The sequence below is a fragment of the Psychrobacter sp. ANT_WB68 genome (assembly GCF_008369115.1).
GTDB lineage: Bacteria > Pseudomonadota > Gammaproteobacteria > Pseudomonadales > Moraxellaceae > Psychrobacter.
On record NZ_VOAZ01000003.1, the window covers coordinates 88826 to 108983 of the forward strand.

The following is a 20158-nucleotide window of genomic DNA, read 5'->3' on the forward strand; positions in this document are numbered from 1 at the left end:
TATAGTGTGCTACTGGGGTAAGTTTTCCGCAGCCTCTGTCTGCGTAGGCACAGCAAGCAAGGAAAACTTATACCAGTAGCATTTGCTATTAATATAATATAAAAAAACCCTAAGCCGCAGGCAGATGATAGTAGCGTTGCCATAAGGCTTGATAACGTTCAACTTCTTGCTGCCATTTTTGCTCATCCCAGCCAAGCTCCTGCCGACAGATTTGCTTCAGTCTTACACTAATCAGCGGGGTCATCGCGCCATGCGGCAGTATCAAGCCCAAGCGCGTACGGCGTAATAATAAATCATCTAAATGCATGACCTGCTCATAATGCGCCGCAAAGCGAATCTCCGCCCAGATAGTATTGCTATCGGTCACATAAGCCAAGTCATTATCATGTGCTAACTCTAATAAGGCATCAAGCTGTAGACCGTAAAACCCTAGCAAGCGTTGTTGCAATAGTGGTGTTAGGGTTGAAAACTTGGGATTGGTTGGCGGTTGATTACTAAAGACTTGGCTGCTATATGAGACATTATTTTGAGTAGCCGACTCATCAAGTTCGAGCACCTTTTGACAAACCTTTAATACATCAAGGGCGATTAGGCGAAAGGTGGTTAACTTGCCACCGCTGACGGTAACTAGGTTGTTATCCAACCAGACGCTATGGTCGCGTTTTTCTTTACTCGGGCTGACGCGCTTACCGTCACCGCCATCAGAAATCAGTGGACGTACGCCTGCCCATGAGCTGATGACATCCTTGCGGCTAATGTCTACATTATCAAAGAGATTATTGGTCGCCGCCAATAGGTAATCCACCTCTTCATTAGTGATACCGACTTCGTTATCGTCTAATGGCGGATGATCCAAATCGGTTGTTCCAAGGACGGTACGGTTTTCCCACGGAAAGACAAAGACGGCTCTTTTATCGACAGGATGCAAAAAGGTATAGGCTTGCTTGATTGGTAGGCGCTCTTGACTGACTACCAAATGACTGCCGCGCGACGGACGAATTTGCTTATGAAAGCTCTGTTCTGTTTGTTTGCTTGCTTGCATCCGTAAGGTGTCTGCCCAAGCACCCGTAGCACTAACCACCACTTTGGCATGGACATCGTAAGTATGATTGCTATCTTCAGCAGAAGTATCTAATAGAGTAGCGCCAACTACCAAGCCTTGCTCATTGGTAATTAATGACTCAGCTTTAAGGTAATTAATCGCATGCGCACCATCATGAGTCGCTTCGTCCAGCACGCGCATCACTAGACGTGAGTCATCGGTCACCGCGTCACTAAATTGACTGGCACCCAAAAATTTGTCTTGCTTGATGTGCGGATTAAGCTGTAAAAAAGCATCTTTTTTAAAGTATTTAGAGTAGCGCTTACCCGCTAAACCATCGTAGACACGTAGCAAGGTATTGAAAATCCATGGCGGTGGAAACTTGCCTTTATAATGCGGCATGACGTAATGCATCTCGTTGACGAGACCACTTGCTTCGCTAAGCATCCGCTCGCGCTCACGGACGCTCAGCAAAGTGGTTTTATAGTCACCTGAGGCAATGTAGCGCAGCCCGCCATGTACCATTTTACTTGAGCGGCTTGAGGTGCCCCAAGCAAAGTCTTTTTGCTCAATTAATAAAACTGCTAAGCCGCGCCTTGCTGCTTCACGAGCAATACCAGCGCCAGTAATCCCGCCACCGATGATGAGCATATCCCACGGTTCTGAGCGTGTTAAAGGCGCTAGTGCTTGCTGGCGTTGCTTGCTTTGATTCATAAACGATTTATCTCACATTAACTTAAATTAATCAGTAACTTAATATGCTTGAATATACTTAAGCCACTTAATGGTGCTAAGGCTACCTTTTAATCTTCGATTAAAACACCCGGATTCATGCGCTGCTCAGGGTCCAAGCTTTTCAGCATATCATGGGTTACTTGAATACCGAGCTTACCTTTTTCGGCAGCAAGGTACGGGGCATGATCGCGACCAACACCATGCTGATGCGATATCGTCGCTGTGCCATTGGCCAAACTTAAACTGGCCGCATGTTTGATTTTCTGCCAGCGGCTTAAGGTCGTGGCATGATCTTTAGCCGCTCTGAAGAAGTAGGTGGTATAAAGACTGGCACCCTGTTTATAGACGTGTGAGATATGAGTAAAGGCCATTACTTCTTCGCCTTCATCTGCCAAGGAAGTCCGAACGGCTTCTTGCATCTGCTGCATCTGCTCGTCGATATGATTCCAGTTGGTTGCGGTCTCAAAGGTATCGACCATGATGCCTTTTTCCCACAAAGTGCCGCGCAAATAAGGGAATTTAAAGCGTCCATGTGCCCACACACTACCCATGATATCGGTTATTTTACCAGTGACACTATTCTGCTGCTTTAATAGCTTATTAAACTGCGTCAGCGCCAGTTTATTCTGCGCTTTATCCCCTGATACCCCATAAGTGAGCATGACTTTTTCTGAGCTGAGTCCGCGCGCTTTTAGATAAGTGCTGATGGCCATAAATTGGCTGGGCGTCGTGCCCAAATGTAGATGCGCGTCAGTCTCGACTGCATTACTCAGACGCAGCATAGATAGGCGAATATTTTTTTGTACGGCTTGTCTAATCACTTCTTTACCCGCTTCCCAGTTGGGTAAAAAGGCGACTTTAAACAGCTCTTCTTCTGGTTGCGACTGCACCCGCATTTTGACTTCGGTAAAAATACCGGCGCGACCTTCTGTGCCCATCATCATTTCACGCAGATCAGGCCCTGCTGCTGACGCTGGAATATCCGCAATATTAAGCACTCCTTGTGGCGTCACCAACGTACCACCGGCAAACATCTGCTCGATACGTCCATAGCCTAAAGACTGCTGACCACTAGAGCGCGCTGCAATCCAGCCGCCAAGGGTCGATAGCTCCCAAGACTGTGGATAATGTCCTAAACGATAGCCGTGTGCGTCTAATTGCTCCTCGACCGCTGGCCCTTGCGTGCCTGCGCCAAAGGTAGCAATTTGGCTCTCGATATCTAAATCAATGAGCTGATCCATCTTGCTCATGGCAATGGTTAATACGGGGCGTGAACCTTTTTGTGGATTGATATGACCAGCTACTGAAGTGCCGCCGCCAAAAGGAATGACGATAAGGTCGTGCTCGCTCGCTAGCTTTAATAAGGTTTCGACATCAGCGGTCGATTCAGGAAAAGCGACGCCATCAGGAAAGACTTCAAAGTCGCCACCATGCATGGCTATCCAGTCTGGAAAGCTTTGGCCGCGGGCATGTCTGAGTCTGACCTCGTTATCGACAGATACCGTATCCAGCTTAGTCAGGGCAGCAGGCAAGCGCGATTTTGGTACGGTTTTGAGTACCTGCGCCAAACTGACAGAGTTTAGTTTTTTTGTTTTACCGATATGTGATTTAATCAGTTTTGCGCCATGTGGCGAAACTTTTTTATTGATATTAATATTACCCCAACCATTCCAGCGCGTCTGCTCAATAGGAGTGTTGGCGGAGGTATTAGCAGGCGTATTGGTGGGTTCGTTATCTTTTGAAGCCGTATCTAAAGAGGTGTTATCAGTATTATTAGGGGTAGCTGTTTTACGAAAAAGAGATTTGATGTTGCTCATAGGGACATACCTGTCAATTTTTTATATAGTCAAACTCTATATAAATCGGACACAGGTTCAGGCGCGCGCAGTCTACTATCCTGTAGTAATATTACTCGTCTTCCATGTGTCCAAATTATCTTGAACCGACTATCAGTGTTATTTAAGTTTGGATTTAGGTGTGGTTTAGATAATTGGAATTAATTTAATTAACCACTGCTTAACCGCTGATCGTTAGCTTGGGTAAACCATGCACACTCTACAGCGTTAAAGCCAAGTGCTGATAATCTGAGCATAGCACAATATAAACAAAAATTTCATACAGACTCGTCATTTGTATAATAAAAATTCATGACTTTTTGTTTGGTCGCTAATTATCAATGCTTTTTCAGGAATACTATTCTTATCACTTTATAGTCATGCGTTAAAAAAAGTCTTATGAAGCTGCTGAATGTATTGTTGAGCTTGCGGCTTAAGTTAGACGCTTACCTTCCTAATATTCAAATAATCCTGAATATCCGCTAATAACTATCAACAATCAGCCATAAATAGTAATAACTCGCAAAAATCATGGATAATTGACCATCTAATAGCCATTAATGCGCGCAAACTTGTTAAAATAGGTCACTAATTTTTTCTTGATGGACATCGATTTATGACCACTGCCGCTGCCACTCCTGCAATACCTACTATGCCTATAATAAAAGCAGACCGTATATTAATCCTTGATTTTGGCTCACAATACAGCCAGCTTATCGCCCGCCGTGTACGTGATTCAGGCGTATTCTGTGAGATGTTCCCGTTTGACATCGATACTCAGCGTATCACCGATTTTGGTGCCAAAGGCATTATCTTATCTGGTGGTCCTGAAAGCGTTCATGCGGAAAATAGCCCACGTATCAACGATGCTGTTTTTGACTTAGGCATACCCGTGTTAGGCATTTGCTACGGTATGCAAGCGATGGCAGAGCGTTTCGGTGGTAAAGTTCACGCCAGTGATATCCATGAATTTGGCGCTGCAACTATTAATATTGATGGTAAATCGACATTGACCGATGGCATCGAAGACGCTGCCGGTAAGCTAAATGTTTGGATGAGTCATGGTGATAAAGTCATTGATGCACCAAAAGGCTTCGATATCATCGCTAGCACGCCAAGCTGTCCGATTGCGATTATGGCAGACGATTCGCGCCACTATTATGGTCTACAGTTCCATCCTGAAGTCACGCATACCGCGCAAGGTTCTGCGTTGCTTGGTCGTTTTGTCCATGATATCTGTGGCTGTGCTGGTAGCTGGACGCCTGATAACATCATCGATATGCGTATCGAACAGCTGAAAAAGCAAATCGGTGACAAGCAAGTATTACTTGGTTTATCAGGCGGTGTTGACAGCTCAGTCGTCGCGGCATTGTTGCATAAAGCCATTGGCGATCAACTAACCTGTGTGTTTGTTGATACCGGTCTCTTGCGTCTACATGAAGGCGACCAAGTGATGCAAGTTTTCGCAGAAAACATGGGTGTAAAAGTCATCCGTGTCGATGCCGAAGAGTTATTCTTAACCGCATTGGCTGGCGAGTCTGATCCTGAAGCCAAGCGCAAAATCATCGGTAAAACCTTTATCGATGTATTCGCTAATAGTGCCCGTGAAGTCAGTGAGCAAAGCGATGGTAAAGTCATCGAATTCTTGGCGCAAGGCACTATTTATCCAGACGTGATTGAATCAGCCAAGTCGCATCAAGGTAAAGCGCATGTTATTAAGAGCCATCATAATGTTGGTGGTTTACCAGATGATTTGGCGTTTGAATTGGTTGAGCCGTTACGTGATTTGTTTAAAGATGAAGTGCGTAAACTAGGGATCACCCTTGGTCTGCCTGCTAAAATGATTAACCGTCATCCGTTCCCAGGACCAGGTTTGGGCGTGCGTATCTTAGGCGAAGTCACCAAAGAATTTGCTGATATCCTGCGTGCTGCTGATGCTATCTTTATGGAAGAGCTTGAGCGTTCAGGCTGGTATGAGAAGACCGCGCAAGCATTTGCGGTATTCCAACCGATTAAATCGGTCGGCGTGGTCGGTGATGGTCGCCGCTATGCGTGGGTGATTGCGCTACGTGCCGTTGAAACGGTAGATTTTATGACTGCACGCTTTGCACATCTGCCGTATGATTTGATTGAGACGGTATCGAATCGCATTATGAATGAAATCGCTGAAGTCTCACGCGTGACTTATGATGTATCAAGCAAGCCACCAGCGACGATTGAGTGGGAATAAAATCCTAGTTAGACCTTAGATGAAACAAAAAAACACTCAACTTAGCTGGGTGTTTTTTTTGTTGTGGTAAATTTAACTTATAAAATAAAAATGAACATTATTTGGCTTTAAATTAAAAAAGATATAATATGTTAATAAATCAAAACTATCAATTAAATGAGGATTGTTTATGTGGGTAAGAAATAAATATACTGGACCAGGCGGTGGTGCTTATACCGGGCCAGGCGGTGGTGCTTATACCGGGCCAGGCGGTGGTGCTTATACTGGACCAGGCGGTGGTGCTTATACCGGGCCAGGCGGTGGCGCTTATACCGGGCAAGGCGGCGGGCTTTACACTGGACCGGGCGGCGGGCTTTACACTGGACCGGGCGGCGGGCTTTACACTGAACCGGGTGGCGGGCTTTATACTGGACCAGGTGGCGGGCTTTATACTGGACCAGATTCTAATCCTTACGTGAGTAATTGGCCTCCACTAGATATACTTTTAAAAGAACTTAAAAAAAGAGGATTGAGTCGCATAATTGATTTATTAGAGAAGCACTAAGTATACGAACAAGTTCATTTTCCTTAATCGTTATTTAAAATAATTATTAATAAGCATGCGTAAGAATGTTTGATATCCGAGAATAGAACAAAAAAGCACTCAACTTGGTTGGGTGTTTTTTTAGTTTAAAGTTAAGTGTTTCACTCATTAAGGTCTGCTTCGATAGAAGCAACTTTATTTATTAACTGATTATTAAATTCTAAATGGTCTAAAGAGTAGTGAGCTTTTCGATGACAGATAGGGCACAGAGCGATGACGTTTTGAGGCAAGTCCGCACCACCATCTGCTAGCCTCGTTAGGTGGTGAACTTCCAGATAAGGTCCAGATTTGGTTTCAAATGGAGCTGTCTCATTACATCCTTCGCATATACCGTTAGCTCTTTTCTTGGCATAAAGTTTAATTGCTGTACTACGGTTTTGAATAGACTGAATTTTTTCTTGAGTACTTGCTTGGGTTGGTGTTGAACTTAAGGCAATCTCTCGTAATTGCTGTAATGACCTAGCTTTGCTAGGTTTAGTACAGTACGTAGATTTAGGTGCTTCAACTATATTTGCATGCAAATTTTGAGCGGTATCAATATTTTGAGCATTAACAATATCTAAACGAAAAACGATAGCATCACGTAACTCACCATTTCTATCTTTTAGTTTTTCTATGCGATTATCTATGTAATTACAAAGACCTACGAAGCGATAGCCTGATAGGAATTTTTCAAAAAGATATATTTCCTTCCTATTTTTTTGATGATCACGAATAGCTAAATTTCCTTTAGTCATCTTCATATCACCTATTTGCCCTTCACCCGTATAGTTAAAGACACCTTCATTATCATATCCATCTCTATACCCATAATCTCCACCAGTAGTACCCGTAAAGATAAATATATAAGGAAATTCAGCAGGTGTAGAAATACCTCCTTGTTGCTGCCCGTCATATTTGTTATGTATGTCAGACATTCGATTATAAACTTCACCTACCTTAAACAACTCAGCTTTTTTACTATTCATATTTTATGATTCCAATAAAATGTACTTAAGTTTACTATACTTAATTATTTTTTATCTTAAGCTTCAATGTGAATAAATTATTCATTGTTTCTATACAAAAAAACGGTGCTCTTTTAGATAAAGAGCACCGCTACTATTTATAAAATTCGATCTTAAACCAAAACTTAACCCCGCACATTCACCACATAACGTCCAACCGTCTGACTCGCCATAAAACGATCTAAGTATTCCGGCGTTTGCTCAAGCGTAATCTCTTCGCCATAGCTCTCTAGATTAGGCAGTTTCATATCGGTAGCGACACGCTCCCAGATAGCCTTTTTATCCGCCAGTGGAATATAGACCGAATCGATACCCAATAAAGAAACTGCTCTGGTGATAAATGGCATGACCGTCATCGAAAATTCAGCTCCACCAGCCAAGCCGCAAGAGGTGACCGCGCCGCCTGCTTTGGTCTGTTTCAGCAAGTTTGCTAAATAATCGCCGCCGATGGTGTCAATGGCGTTTGCCCATAGCTCACGACCGACAGGTTTATTGCCAATTTCATTGATGGTATCGCGATGACGGACTTCACTTGCACCTAACTCCTTTAGATAATCGCTTTGCTCAGGCTTACCAGAGAAAGCAATAACGTCATAGCCGAGCTGACTCAAAATCGCAATACTGATACTGCCAACGCCGCCCGTTGCGCCAGTGACCGCGACTGGTCCGTCACTTGGTTTTGCACCCATTTTTTCTAACTTTTGAATGCTTAAGGCTGCTGTTAAGCCGCCAGTACCATAAATCATCGCTTCTTTTAGTGTTAGAGAAGGTGGACATTCGACCGCCCAATCGGCTGGGATAGATATCATCTGACTTAAGCCGCCATCGGTATCCATGCCCAAGTCATAGCCAAAGACCACGACTTCTTGTCCTGCTGTAAACGTGCCAGATTTGTCGCTGACCACGACGCCTGCAGCATCGATACCGGGCGTGTGTGGATACTGCTTGGTGATTCTTTTATTGCCTGATGCCGACATCGCATCTTTGAAATTTAACGATGAGTAATGGACTTCGATCAATAAATCATTTTCAGGTAAATCGCTAACGTTGCGCTGCTGAATGCTTTTTTTAAATTCACCGTCGCTGGTTTCTTCAACGACCAAGGCTTTAAATGTTTTATTATTAGACATAAGAGTGTTCCTGATTAGAGTAGCTTTGCCTGCGCGCCATGTAAATTGGTCACATTAGGTGCGGGCAGTTATTGGTATAAAAAAACCTTATGGCTTTAGCAGTATTTTGCCTTTTTTGCCAGATTGCACCTTACCTGATACCGCTTCCTTAATATTATCTAGCGTATAAATGCCACCTGTCGGTAGCTTTAATTTACCACTGGCAGCACGCTCGATGAGCTCTTTTATCAAGCGGTTTTTATTATCCGCATCCAGCTTTTGCATCAAGGCGCCGCCCCAAAACCCTTTGATTGTGGCTTGCTTAAAGATGAGGTGAGTCGGGTTGAGCGCTAGCGGCTGCCCAGACATCGCGCCCACCGCTGCCATCATGCCGCCATGACCGAGCAAGCTTAGTAAATCACCGCCAGATTGACCGCCAACAGAGTCGACTGCGCCGCTTATTTTGGCATCGCCAACGATTTGGCGGACTTGATCCTTCCAGTCGTCATCAGCGCTCACGACGTTATTTTCGGTGATACCAATCTCCGTCAGCTCGGTTGCCGATTCTTTACTACGGACGACGTTGATGGTGTGGATACCGCGCTCGGCGGCTAACATCGCAAGCGATTCGCCAACGGCGCCATTTGCAGCATTTTGAATGACCCATTGACCTTTTTCTAGTTCTAAAAACTCAATAAGCATCAAGGCACTCATCGGCATGGCGATAAGCTGCGCGGCCATTTCATCATCGATTTGTTCAGGTATAGGAATAATACTGCTGGCAGGGGCGGTGAAGTACTCTGCCCACGTGCCCTCGACACCTGTTACCACCACACGCTGACCCATTTCTATACCATCGACACCTTCGCCGATAGCATCAATAGTACCCACGGCTTCGCTACCCGCAGCTGCAGGCAGTTTTGGTTTGGTGCCATATTGACCTTGGATAGTGATGAGGTCGTGATTATGGATAGAGGATAAAATGGTTTTGATACGCACTTCGTTGGCATGTGGCTCTGGGGTAGGGTGGTCGGTAATATTCAGTACGTCAGATGGTTTGCCAAATTTATGATAGGTTACGCTACGCATGGTAAGGTCCTTTTTTATTGTTAGGTATATGTCGTTAATCGATGTGGTTTATTTTTAAACGATGACAGTGATTAATTGCTCATCAACCTTAACAAGCTGGCCTTAATACCCGCAACCTGACTTTGGTTAATTAACGTTGCCAGCTGTTTGTGACCATCAAATGTTATAACCATAAAATAAGCCATAAAAAATGGCAGCGTTCTTACTATAAAGAATGCTGCCATTTTCAATAATACTTAAACTCACTAAATAATCGTTTATGGTTTTAGTAATACCTTACCTTGTTTGCCTGATTGCAGTTTGCCATCGACCGCTTTGGTAATATCAGCCAAATCAAAAATCGCTTCAACGGGTAGATGTAATTTATCACTGGTGGCTCGTTCGATAAGCTCATCTATCAGGCGCTGTTTGTTTTCAACACTCATTTCTTGGCTGATTTTACTGCCCCAAAAACCTTTCACTACCGCTTGTTTAAAGATCAAATGTGTCGGATTAAGGATCATTGGCTTGCCTGACATGATACCAAAAGACGCCAAAGTGCCGCCATGACCTAGCAAGGATAATAAGTCGCCGCTAGCTTCACCACCGACAGAATCGACTGCCGCGCTGATGCTATCATCACCGATGATTTGACGGACTTGCTCTTTCCAGTCTTTATCTGAGCTGTTGATATTATTTTTAATACCGAGAGCGGCTAATTCTTTTATCGCATCTGCACTGCGTACGACGTTGATGGTATTAACGCCACGCGCCGCTGCCAGCATGGCGAGCGACTTACCGACGGCGCCATTGGCGGCATTATGGATAATCCATTGACCGCTTTCTACGTCTAAGAACTCCAGCAGCATTAGAGCACTTAGCGGCATGGCAATTAATTGTGCCGCCATTTCATCTTTTAGGCTATCAGGGACGGCAAAGACCATATCGGCTGATGCGACAAAATACTCCGCCCACGTTGCTTGCACACTGGCTGCTGCCACGCGCTGGCCGACTTTTAAGTCTGTAACCTCACTGCCAACGGCGTCGATAATACCCAGCGCTTCACTACCACCGATAGCTGGCAATTCAGGTTTAAATCCGTACTGACCACGAATGGTAAGCAAGTCATGATTATGGATAGAGGCTAAGATGGTTTTGACGCGGACTTCATTAGCCTTAGGCTCTGGGATAGGGCGGTCGCCGAGGGTCAATACTTCAGTTGGTTTGCCAAATTCGTTATAAGTTGCACTACGCATAATAATTCCTTTTTTAGTTTTAAGTTTTTTCTAATGAGTTGATAATTTACAGCCATCAACAGTAACAAGTCGTGCCTACTTATCGCAATATCAGTTTGGTTAATAAAAGTCATTACCTAGCCGTCTTTTATTATTTAAGGAGAGGAGTCAGCAGCTGACTCAGCCTTACCTTTAATAAACTGGAAATTACTATCTACCATCTCGGTTAATAACGGCTCGCCCTTATCATTCACCCGAAATAATCCATATTGTGCTGCTTCAAATGCTTCGCCATGACCTTCTTGGAAGAAAAAGGCATTGGTCGCAAGCTGCATTGTGCCATTACGGATACGGTAATGAATGGCCATCTCATCAGTAGCCAGATTATCCGGCTGATTATCAGCAGCTAAGCGCACAAACTGTCCGACGTTATGGTTGTCTAAAGCGACAATGACATAGCCTTCTTCATTAGTAGGATAGCTACCGGGGCCCTTGTTTAAGGTGTCAAATACGTCACGCTCTAGCGCATAGCTTAGCGTCATATAGTCGCCTTGCATAAAGCCGCGCGGATCAACAGGGGCAAGCGCTAATAAGACGGTATCACCAGTCGTAAGATGGGCTTCGTATTTGATGATATTCATCGTCATCACGACCAATACCAGCGCCAATCCAAGGAGGGCAATAACAATCGTGACGGCCGGTTTTCGTAGCCAATGCGCACTCGATGTATCCTTAATCAGGTGCTTGGTCAAAATTTTATTGTTCATGACGGACGCTCCTGATTGTCGTTAGCGCTCGGTTTTATATTCGCAAGATGGCCTCTGATAAGCATCCAGCGCAGCAGTAATAGCGAGATACCGATGACAAGCATGGAGGCGGATTTGACCAATAGCGAGGTGTCGAGCTGATAGTAATACCAAAAGACATAACCAACTAAGGCGATAATGCCTAGTTCTAAGAGTACGCGTTGGCTATTGGCAGTTGCGATAATGATAATCAAGCTGGTGGCTAATAAGCCTGAGACATAAATTGATATTATCCCAAGCAACACAATCACGCCGCTAATGAGCAGTCCTGCTGCTGATAGTAATTTGACGTGATAGCGCTTAAGAATCAAATAAGCGGCATAAAGGCTGGCGAGTGTTAAGAGCCCCTGTGCTAAGTAGTAGTTATAACTAAAAGTGTCGCCATCATAAGTAGCAAAGCTATTGTTATATTCAGCAGCGATAAAGTAGACGGAAATACAAAGTAGCATGAGCGTGCTGGCATAGCCAAGCGCCTTGATAATATCAGAGCTGCCAGCGCGCCATTTAACGGGAGCACGCTGCAATAATTGATAATGCTGTAAATGACTAACGATAGCAATCAGCGCCAATAACCCCAAACTTACCTCATGCAGATGATAGTAATTCAGTAAAAATACCATGCAGCCCAAAGCAGCTAAGCTACTGAGTAAACGATAAATAAAATTTGGTACGATAAAAGTCATGGCACTTTGCAAGAATAAAAACAACCATATACCAAAGGGATGTTCAATATCATCATTCATCAAGGCATACATCACATAGCTTTGACCAGCGATGCTAATCGTCAAAGCTAAGCTGTTTAAAAATATATTATGGCTGGCACGCTTACTTTTAAATAAGACAAAACCGCTAGCACTTAATAATAAGCCAATAATGAATAACGCTATTGCGCTATCAAGCGCACCGGTACTGTCTAATAGTAACGTCAAAAACCCAATAAAAAATAGGCTGGCTAACATACCACTTAGCCCAAAAAGCAGCTGTAAAAACCAAGGATTGTCTTGGTCTGGTTGATGGCTATCAATATCTGCGCTGGCAGGTCTGGCATTGGTTAAATTCTCATCAACCGAACTGCTGTCAACTGAGCTGGTATGAACTGACTCAGTATCAAGCAAGCCAAGGTTTTTTAGCTGAAGTAGCGCTTGTTTATCATCATTCATCGTTAGCGTCTCTCTCAATCGTATGGGTTTGATGGTCATTCTCTAGGCGCGATACTTTGCGCAGCCACATGACAGCTGTAGAGCTCATACCAATAAGCAACAGCGCTAATAGCAAAAATCCAGCCGCATTAAAGTCATCTAACAGCCATCTACCGACCCAAAACATCACCACGATAATGAGAGAAAATGACAGATAAGTAAGCATCAGCAAGTCAGTACGGCGCTGACGAAACTGCCAAAAAATAAAGCCGCACCAACCTAACCACACTATGACAGAGATAAGCGTTGCCCAGATATTGCCATTCTCGAAAACAGTAACAATAGCCAAATACGTCATAAAGAACGTACTTGATAAACCGACAACATAAGTACTCCAGTGCAAGTTGGATTGGGTTTGAGGATTGCTTAGATTACGAGTAACGTTACTAGCCGGTGTATCGGACATGAGTTTTTTAACGTTAATACGATTAAAGGACTTACTAGCAGAGGAAGGGTTTTTATTATCGAAGCTCATAAGCCAAAAGTAAAAAGCAACGAAATTAAATAGCGCTAGGATTGCCACCTGAGAGATGCTTTGTAAGTGATAGGCGATAAACTGTAGATTTGCGACATCCAAATATAATATCAAACATGCATTCAGCAGCCCTAACCACAGCAGCCACAGCGCAGGGAAACGGCCAATCATGACCCACGGCGTAATCAGTATTGCCCAACCAAAAAACAGTTGCCACGTATCAGCGCCCGTTTGATAGACCTGCCCAAATAGCGCCAACAAGCTACCGGTAATGATACTAGCGATAAGCAATAATACCTGCCGAATTAGCTGAAACCGTCGCCTAAAAGACAGGGTCACATAAAGCGCAATGCTAATAACCAGCGCGCCTTCAACCAACGCAAACTTACCTATCTTGCCCATGTTTTGCCAGTTATAGGCGATAAAGAACACCAGAGACAATACCAGCGCTACGGCTCCGACAATCAGTAGTGTCTTGTCAAAAAAATTCAGCCAAGTGCGTTTGCTTGGATAGACTTCTAGGTGCGTTGCTGCCGCCTCGGCATTTTTGAGAGGCAGAATACCTTGCTGCAGTAATTGCTCGATAGTACGCCGTGCTTGGCTCATAGTCGCCTCTGAATAAAAACAGTTTGTCGCTTATCTTAGCTGTTTTTATACAAGCATAGTGTACTAAAGCTTATAAAGGATCTAATAAAACTCGATGCGGCTCAGCAGGTGCTCTTGGATTAAATAGGCACAAATATAAGCGCTCGGCCAAGCAACCATAAAGGCATACTTCCATGAATGAAACAGGGTGGTAAAGAAGCCTTCGACAAATCCTACATTAATCAGCAGCAACGCTGTCGAAATAATCGTAGACATCATCAGCGCCATCAAAAAGGTGAAAATCAGCCGATAGTATTTGCGCCGAGTGCGTATTCTGACGGTCGGGAATTTTGCCATAACGTTATGTTGTCCTGCTTGATGAGAGCCACGTTTAAGGGGTGTTATAAACGTGATTTTGCGATGAAAGAGGATGATATAAAGCATTGCTCATGCTTAGCGGCGACTATGATAACGCGTGATGCTGGCGAGGTAAAATAGTTATTATTAATAATAAGATTCGTTATATTTTAAGGGCGACTTTCTTACCTATAAAAATAACAATATCCAGCTTTTAACAAACTAAAGCTCATCCATTTTGCTACGATAAATAAGGTTAAAAATACAGGGCAGAAGGGAATGGCAGCTACAAAGCAACGAACCTTGGGTATCATTGGTGGTATGAGTTGGGAAAGTACCGAAAGCTATTATCGACTGATTAATGAGGGTGTCAAAGCCAAACTTGGCGGGCTACACTCAGCAGATTTGCTGATTCATAGTGTGGATTTTGCGCCAATCAATAAGTTGCAAGCGCAAGGCGCATGGAATGAGATGGGCGTGATAATGGCGAGTAGCGGTAAGCGCTTGCAGGCGGCTGGCGCGCAAGGTTTATTAATCGCTACTAACACCATGCATAAAGTCGTGGATGAGATGCAAGCTGCGACTGGCTTACCTATTATTCATATTGCTGATGTCACGGCTGCTGCGATTAAGCAGCAAGATTTCACTAAGGTTGCTCTACTTGGAACTCAGTTCACCATGACGCAGGACTTTTATAAGCAGCGTTTGATTGATGCGGGTTTGCAAGTGTTGATACCAGAAAATGACGGGCGGGCAGAGGTGCATCGCATTATTTATGAGGAGCTATGTCAAGGTCAGCTACTTGACAGCTCACGCCAATATTATCAGCAGGTGATTCAAGATTTAGCAAATAAAGGTGCAGAGGGCGTCATCTTAGGCTGTACCGAAATTGGACTGCTTATTCAGCAAGCAGACAGCCCAATTCCTGTATTTGATACCACCGCTATTCATGCAGCCGCAGCGGTGGATTTTTTATTAAGTCATTAATTTTAAAACAGTTGAGCTTAAACCAATTGGACTTACTATCTATAAACCACTATAAACCACGCGATGAGCGTTTATGCTTTCTTATCATACGGTGTTTCTGCAGTCGACTTTGCAGTCGGCGGTGCAACCTTGTGATACGGCGTAAAGGTGACAGTTTCCACACAGTCGTCGGTGCAATATCACGACACGACGCAGAGGTACCTACCTGCACGCGATACCCTTCAGTTCCTTGCGCGGCTTCCTCTGCGACCAAGTTTTTACCCTTGCGCCATCCGCTGTACAGATATAGTCCAGCCCCCATCAGAGCGGTTGCTACCATGCCTGCTGGAAACGACAACCAAAGCGCATCGGTTCCAAGTAGGGGATAAAGCCCGAAAGCAAATCCTAGACGAACTGGGTACATCGAAATTACCATGACAATCAGCGGCCAAACCACATAACCGTTCGCACGCATCGTGCCGAACAGCACTTGCGCTATCCCAAAAAAGACAAAGCCCCATGTCGCCATTAACTGAATATGCCGCCCAATCGGCACCGCTTCGCTGTCACTGCCAAGAAAAAAGCCCAAAATAGTTTCATCGAACATAGTTAATACCCCGATAATTGCGCCTGTCAATATCAGGTTAAAAATAAGCCCCCAGCGTGTGATTCCTGCAACCCTGCTCCATTGATTGGCACCGATGTTCTGTGCAACCATTGCACTGGCCGCAGCACTTAGCGCCATCGCAGGCATCTGCACGTATGTCCAGAGCTGCTGGGTCGCGCTGTAAGCGGCTGTCGTCTGTACGCCCTCGCGGTTAATCAGCGACAGCATCGTCAACGCCGCCGAAGAGATGACGATCATCTGCAGGCCCATCGGCAAACCTTTTGAGAACATCGACTTCAGGATTTCTCGGTCTGCGCGTAGAAAACGAAGCTCTGGCAACCTAAGTGTCAGCACCGAGTCACGCATGTACATGGTGATCACCATACCAATAAGCGCTAGCGCGTTTGCGACAGCGGTTGCGAAGGCCGCGCCAAATATACCCCATTCGGGAAAGGGTCCTAGACCCAAAATGAGCGTCGGTGTCAAAGTCAGGTCAATCACGACTGATACAATGATAAACCAAAGCGGCGTCGTAGAATCGCCCGTTCCGCGCAGTGCCATCATGATTAGCGTAAACGTTAAGGTGACGGGCATCGCAATGAAAATCATCCGCAGATAGGTCAGGGCAAGATCTACCGCACTTGGTGGTGTACCGAGTAGCTCAAGGAGCAGTGGGGCAAATAGCCACCCTATTGCCGATACCAATATACTGATTGGAATAATACTGCCCAGCGCCGTTCCCATGGTTTTCTTAACCATGGTGTCGTTACGGCGGCCCATTGCCTGACCAATCAAAATAGTAGAAGCCATACCGAAACCGAAAACGAATGAGATCAGGATAAACATCAAGATGTTGCCGTTTGCCGTTGCTGCTAGTGCCTCTTCGCCTAAAAATCGGCCTACCCAGACGGCATTAATCGAGCCGTTCAACGACTGCAGGGCCGATGAGCCAAGGGTCGGTAAGGCAAAAAGCAGCATGGTTTTGGCAATCGATCCTTCGGTGAGGTCACGCCGTTTATCAGTGGGAATACTTGTCTCGCTCAATGTCTTTCCTTTTGCATCATTCAAGTTGGCTTTGGTTGATTGTAAAAAAGCGTCCTACGAAAGGTGCCAGATAGTTAACTTAGGATTGATTCAATAATTGATTAAAGAAAGGTACTTATTATAAATGAGAATGCTCGTACCATCTTTATTAGAACAGTAATCAGCTCAGCGGTAACGAACCGTTCGCAATTCTTAGTCATTTAGCCTCATCACCTGCAACGCCTTCTCCCTTCCATAGTGACAGATGTTCTACTTGACCATCTTTAGCACTATTGGCGCACATCGCGGTGGTCATAGTTTAAACTTGAAATAGGCTTGTGCTAGGATTATGCTTTTAAGCTGTTTTCACCCTTCTTCATTTGCTGGATTTAACAAGGAAGTTTCGATGAGTTTAAAACGCCTAGGCCTTGCTGCTTTGTTCAGCCTTTCAGTCGTTGGCTGTACCACCGCGCCTAATACCTTAGCTGTCAACACCACTCAAAAGTTAGTTCAGTATGAGCGCAATAAGTCTGATTTAGCCGTCAAAGCGCTGATGTTAGCTTCTGGCGATAAAATGGTCTACGCCGAAAACGGCAATGTAGCGGGCGAGCCTTTATTACTAATTCATGGCTTTGGCGGTAATAAAGACAACTTTACCCGTATTGCTCGGCAGTTAGAAAACTACCATTTGATAATTCCTGATTTGCTCGGCTTTGGAGACTCTAGCAAACCGATAACAGCAGACTACCGCTCGGAAGCACAAGCGACGCGCTTACATGAGCTACTACAAGCTAAGGGCTTAGCATCTAATATTCATGTCGGTGGCAATTCGATGGGCGGCGCTATCAGTGTCGCTTATGCCGCGAAGTATCCTAAAGAGGTCAAAAGCCTATGGCTGATAGATAGTGCAGGCTTTTGGTCAGCGGGCGTGCCGAAATCGTTGGAAAGCGCAACCCTTGAGAATAATCCGCTGTTGGTCAATAAGAAGGAAGATTTTTATGCTATGTATAACCTTGTCATGTCTAAGCCGCCTTATATTCCTAAGTCTGTAAAAGCCGTCTTTGCGCAAGAACGTATTGCGAATAAAGCGCTAGAATCTAAGATACTGGCGCAAATAACTGAAGACAATGTCGAAGGTCGCGCTAAGATTATCGCTGACTATCATATTCCAACGCTGGTGGTTTGGGGTGAGAAGGATCAAGTGATCAAGCCTGAAACGGTTACGCTAATAAAAGAAATCATTCCGCAATCACAAGTTATTATGATGCCAGAGATTGGGCATGTACCAATGATAGAGGCGGTGAAGCAAACGGCTGAGGATTATAAAACGTTTCGTGAAGCGCTAAAGAAATAGCCATTTACCTATGATGTTGTAAGAATTTATTGGCTCAGATTTTGGTTGGATATGAGCTGTTGTAGGTTGGGTTAAAAACTCAGCCTACGTCAATCAAACTAACTCTCTTTTACCAAGCGCTCTAATAATTTAATCGTGCGCTCTTGTCTGACCAAAGCCACCCCTTGTCCTGCCCATAAAGATTGATGTTCGGCATCAAGATTTTTGGTCGCATGGGCACGCAACAATTTGGTCATGGCATTTAATTGTGGATAAGGTGGTAGCTCATGAGCGCTCTCAAATTGAGCAAAGTCACGCAGATAATCGTTCAATAAAGCGCGTGCCTGTTTACCTGAAAATAGTCGTGTTAAGCGCGTTTCGGCACTGCGCTTACCTTCACTGGCGTCAAGTAGTGCTTGTTTATAGCTATCATTGATACCGCTCTTATCGGTGGTCAAAAATGCCGTTCCTATTTGCGCTAGCTCGGCACCAGCGGTTTGAACGGCCTTAATAGCTTGCCCCGTCATAATGCCACCCGCAGCAATCAAAGGAACATCAGTACACGCACGAGTTTGAGCAATCAGTGTCAATAATCCCAATGGGTCGTTTGCACTTTGCGCTAACCAACCACCGCGATGTCCACCAGCTTCTACGCCTTGTACGCATACTGCATCTGCGCCAATATTTGACCATGCTTTTGCTTCTAATGGATGATTGGCAGTACCGATGACGCGTGTGCCTAGACTCTGTAAACGCTGCACTTGTTCGGCGTTAATAATACCAAAGGTAAAACTGACGACAGGAACAGGATTGTCATAGAGCACTTGTAGTTGCTCTGCAAAGCTGAGCGCTGGTTGTTTCGGTAATTCTATTTCTATATTATTTTCTTGATAATACTGGCTTAGCCAATTTGGAACCGCGCTGTCCAAGGTATTAGATTCATGCTCAGACAATACCATCAGATTGATCATAAAAGGGCGATCAGTGAGTGATTTAATGCTATCAATTTCACTGTTTAAAACCTTTGGCGTCGTCATGCCAGATCCCAATGAACCCAATCCACCAAAATTACTGACCGTCGCTGCCAGCTCAGGTGTGGTTGCTCCTGCCATAGGCGCTTGCACGATAGGATGAGTTAAATTGAGAATATTCAGCAAGGTCATGACGGGCGTCCTTTTTATTTATTAGGAGGTTTGCATGACGTACTTTAACAAAGCTGAACGGCGTGTGTGTTAGATAATGTTTATTTAGTTGAGAAATAGGAGGGGTTGAGAAGCTGTGGCTAGTATTCAACATTAAATAGTAATACAAGGTTAGATGTTGAAATTTAACGTAAAAAATAGGTCAGTTCTTACACCATCGAAAAGAGAGTTAAGAAAACCGACCTGTTTTTATAAACTAACTGCTTAGCTTAAACTCTTAGTTCAACTGTAAAGAACCCTTCGCATTCATCAACAGCTCAACCACGTCATCACCGCTAATGACGGTGAAGCGCTTATCAATCGCTGATTCTTCGACACCATTGTGTTTCATACATGCGCCGCAGACTAACACTTGACCGCCTTTTTCGACAAAGGCTTCTAGCAATTCGCCTGCAGGTTCAAATGGTGCACCAATATTGACGTTATCTAATGCCTTCGGCAATGCTAAATGTACCGCGTCTACCATTAATATGACCGATGCTGAGTGCCCTTTTTTCAGCGCCACACCTGCCATGGTAAATGCTAAAGTAATTTTACTTGGGTTTGATTCGCTATTATCAAACAGCGTGCCGACATAATCAGTATTATTAACCATATTATTTTCCTTATTAGACTGTTTTAGCTAGACAATATTTAGTTGAGTATAAGACTCACTACTATCCTAACATTTATTATATGTATCTATATAATGTATTGTTAGGAAATAGTAGCTATAAGGTTACTTGCTTGTGACGACCTACTTGTGAAGCAGCGCTGTCATG

At 44.4% G+C, this 20158-nt stretch carries 17 protein-coding genes; 4 read left to right on the forward strand and 13 right to left on the reverse strand.

The window, feature by feature from the left end; translation table 11 throughout:
- Window positions 1-109: 109 nt before the first annotated feature.
- Together FQ084_RS08865 and FQ084_RS08870 are read right to left on the reverse strand one after the other, a co-directional pair.
- Complete coding sequence (locus tag FQ084_RS08865; protein WP_149490288.1) at window positions 110-1756, reverse strand: glycerol-3-phosphate dehydrogenase/oxidase; 1647 nt, start codon at window positions 1754-1756, stop codon at window positions 110-112.
- Between the two features lie 89 nt (window positions 1757-1845).
- On the reverse strand, window positions 1846-3594 hold the full coding sequence (locus FQ084_RS08870; protein ID WP_149490289.1) for an FAD-binding oxidoreductase: 1749 nt from the start codon (window positions 3592-3594) through the stop codon (window positions 1846-1848).
- Between the two features lie 670 nt (window positions 3595-4264).
- Between FQ084_RS08870 and guaA the strand changes: the two genes are divergently transcribed.
- Complete coding sequence (gene guaA / locus FQ084_RS08875) at window positions 4265-5842, forward strand: glutamine-hydrolyzing GMP synthase (protein WP_262880742.1); 1578 nt, start codon at window positions 4265-4267, stop codon at window positions 5840-5842.
- A gap of 169 nt (window positions 5843-6011) precedes the next feature.
- Window positions 6012-6386: a hypothetical protein gene (locus FQ084_RS08880; RefSeq protein ID WP_149490291.1), complete on the forward strand. Its 375-nt coding sequence runs from the start codon at window positions 6012-6014 to the stop codon at window positions 6384-6386.
- Between the two features lie 140 nt (window positions 6387-6526).
- On the opposite strand, the gene FQ084_RS08885 is transcribed toward FQ084_RS08880, so the two are convergent.
- From FQ084_RS08885 to FQ084_RS08920, 8 genes are all read right to left on the reverse strand, one after another.
- The gene (locus tag FQ084_RS08885; RefSeq protein ID WP_262880715.1) at window positions 6527-7393 is read right to left on the reverse strand and encodes an HNH endonuclease signature motif containing protein; all 867 of its coding nucleotides are present in this window, start codon (window positions 7391-7393) and stop codon (window positions 6527-6529) included.
- Window positions 7394-7557: 164 nt separating this feature from the next.
- Window positions 7558-8562 (reverse strand): YhdH/YhfP family quinone oxidoreductase, encoded by a 1005-nt coding sequence (locus FQ084_RS08890; protein ID WP_149490292.1) that lies wholly within the window; start codon window positions 8560-8562, stop codon window positions 7558-7560.
- Between the two features lie 87 nt (window positions 8563-8649).
- Window positions 8650-9630: a zinc-binding dehydrogenase gene (locus tag FQ084_RS08895; protein WP_149490293.1), complete on the reverse strand. Its 981-nt coding sequence runs from the start codon at window positions 9628-9630 to the stop codon at window positions 8650-8652.
- Window positions 9631-9887: 257 nt separating this feature from the next.
- Entirely contained in the window at window positions 9888-10865 is a 978-nt protein-coding gene (locus tag FQ084_RS08900; RefSeq protein ID WP_149490294.1) for a zinc-binding dehydrogenase, read from the reverse strand.
- Window positions 10866-10999: 134 nt separating this feature from the next.
- Window positions 11000-11611 (reverse strand): GDYXXLXY domain-containing protein, encoded by a 612-nt coding sequence (locus tag FQ084_RS08905; protein ID WP_149490295.1) that lies wholly within the window; start codon window positions 11609-11611, stop codon window positions 11000-11002.
- Entirely contained in the window at window positions 11608-12810 is a 1203-nt protein-coding gene (locus tag FQ084_RS08910) for a DUF4401 domain-containing protein (RefSeq protein ID WP_188032940.1), read from the reverse strand. The genes FQ084_RS08905 and FQ084_RS08910 overlap by 4 nt, the downstream gene beginning before the upstream one ends.
- Window positions 12803-13930 carry a DUF2157 domain-containing protein gene (locus FQ084_RS08915; protein ID WP_149490297.1) on the reverse strand — a complete coding sequence of 376 codons (1128 nt, stop codon included), beginning with the start codon at window positions 13928-13930 and terminating at the stop codon, window positions 12803-12805. The genes FQ084_RS08910 and FQ084_RS08915 overlap by 8 nt, the downstream gene beginning before the upstream one ends.
- A gap of 81 nt (window positions 13931-14011) precedes the next feature.
- On the reverse strand, window positions 14012-14266 hold the full coding sequence (locus tag FQ084_RS08920; protein WP_149490298.1) for a DUF2798 domain-containing protein: 255 nt from the start codon (window positions 14264-14266) through the stop codon (window positions 14012-14014).
- 279 nt (window positions 14267-14545) lie between these two features.
- Here FQ084_RS08920 and FQ084_RS08925 point away from each other — a divergent pair, with 279 nt between their 5' ends.
- Window positions 14546-15253: an aspartate/glutamate racemase family protein gene (locus FQ084_RS08925; protein ID WP_149490299.1), complete on the forward strand. Its 708-nt coding sequence runs from the start codon at window positions 14546-14548 to the stop codon at window positions 15251-15253.
- A gap of 49 nt (window positions 15254-15302) precedes the next feature.
- On the opposite strand, the gene FQ084_RS08930 is transcribed toward FQ084_RS08925, so the two are convergent.
- Entirely contained in the window at window positions 15303-16907 is a 1605-nt protein-coding gene (locus FQ084_RS08930; protein WP_262880716.1) for an MATE family efflux transporter, read from the reverse strand.
- A gap of 361 nt (window positions 16908-17268) precedes the next feature.
- Here FQ084_RS08930 and FQ084_RS08935 point away from each other — a divergent pair, with 361 nt between their 5' ends.
- Complete coding sequence (locus FQ084_RS08935) at window positions 17269-18216, forward strand: alpha/beta hydrolase (protein ID WP_149490300.1); 948 nt, start codon at window positions 17269-17271, stop codon at window positions 18214-18216.
- Between the two features lie 98 nt (window positions 18217-18314).
- Here FQ084_RS08935 and FQ084_RS08940 read toward each other — a convergent pair whose 3' ends face one another.
- Both FQ084_RS08940 and FQ084_RS08945 read right to left on the reverse strand, forming a co-directional pair.
- Window positions 18315-19358, reverse strand: a complete 1044-nt coding sequence (locus FQ084_RS08940; RefSeq protein ID WP_149490301.1) for an NAD(P)H-dependent flavin oxidoreductase — start codon at window positions 19356-19358, stop codon at window positions 18315-18317.
- A gap of 256 nt (window positions 19359-19614) precedes the next feature.
- Window positions 19615-19992 carry a DsrE family protein gene (locus FQ084_RS08945; protein WP_149490302.1) on the reverse strand — a complete coding sequence of 126 codons (378 nt, stop codon included), beginning with the start codon at window positions 19990-19992 and terminating at the stop codon, window positions 19615-19617.
- Between the last annotated feature and the right edge of the window lie 166 nt (window positions 19993-20158).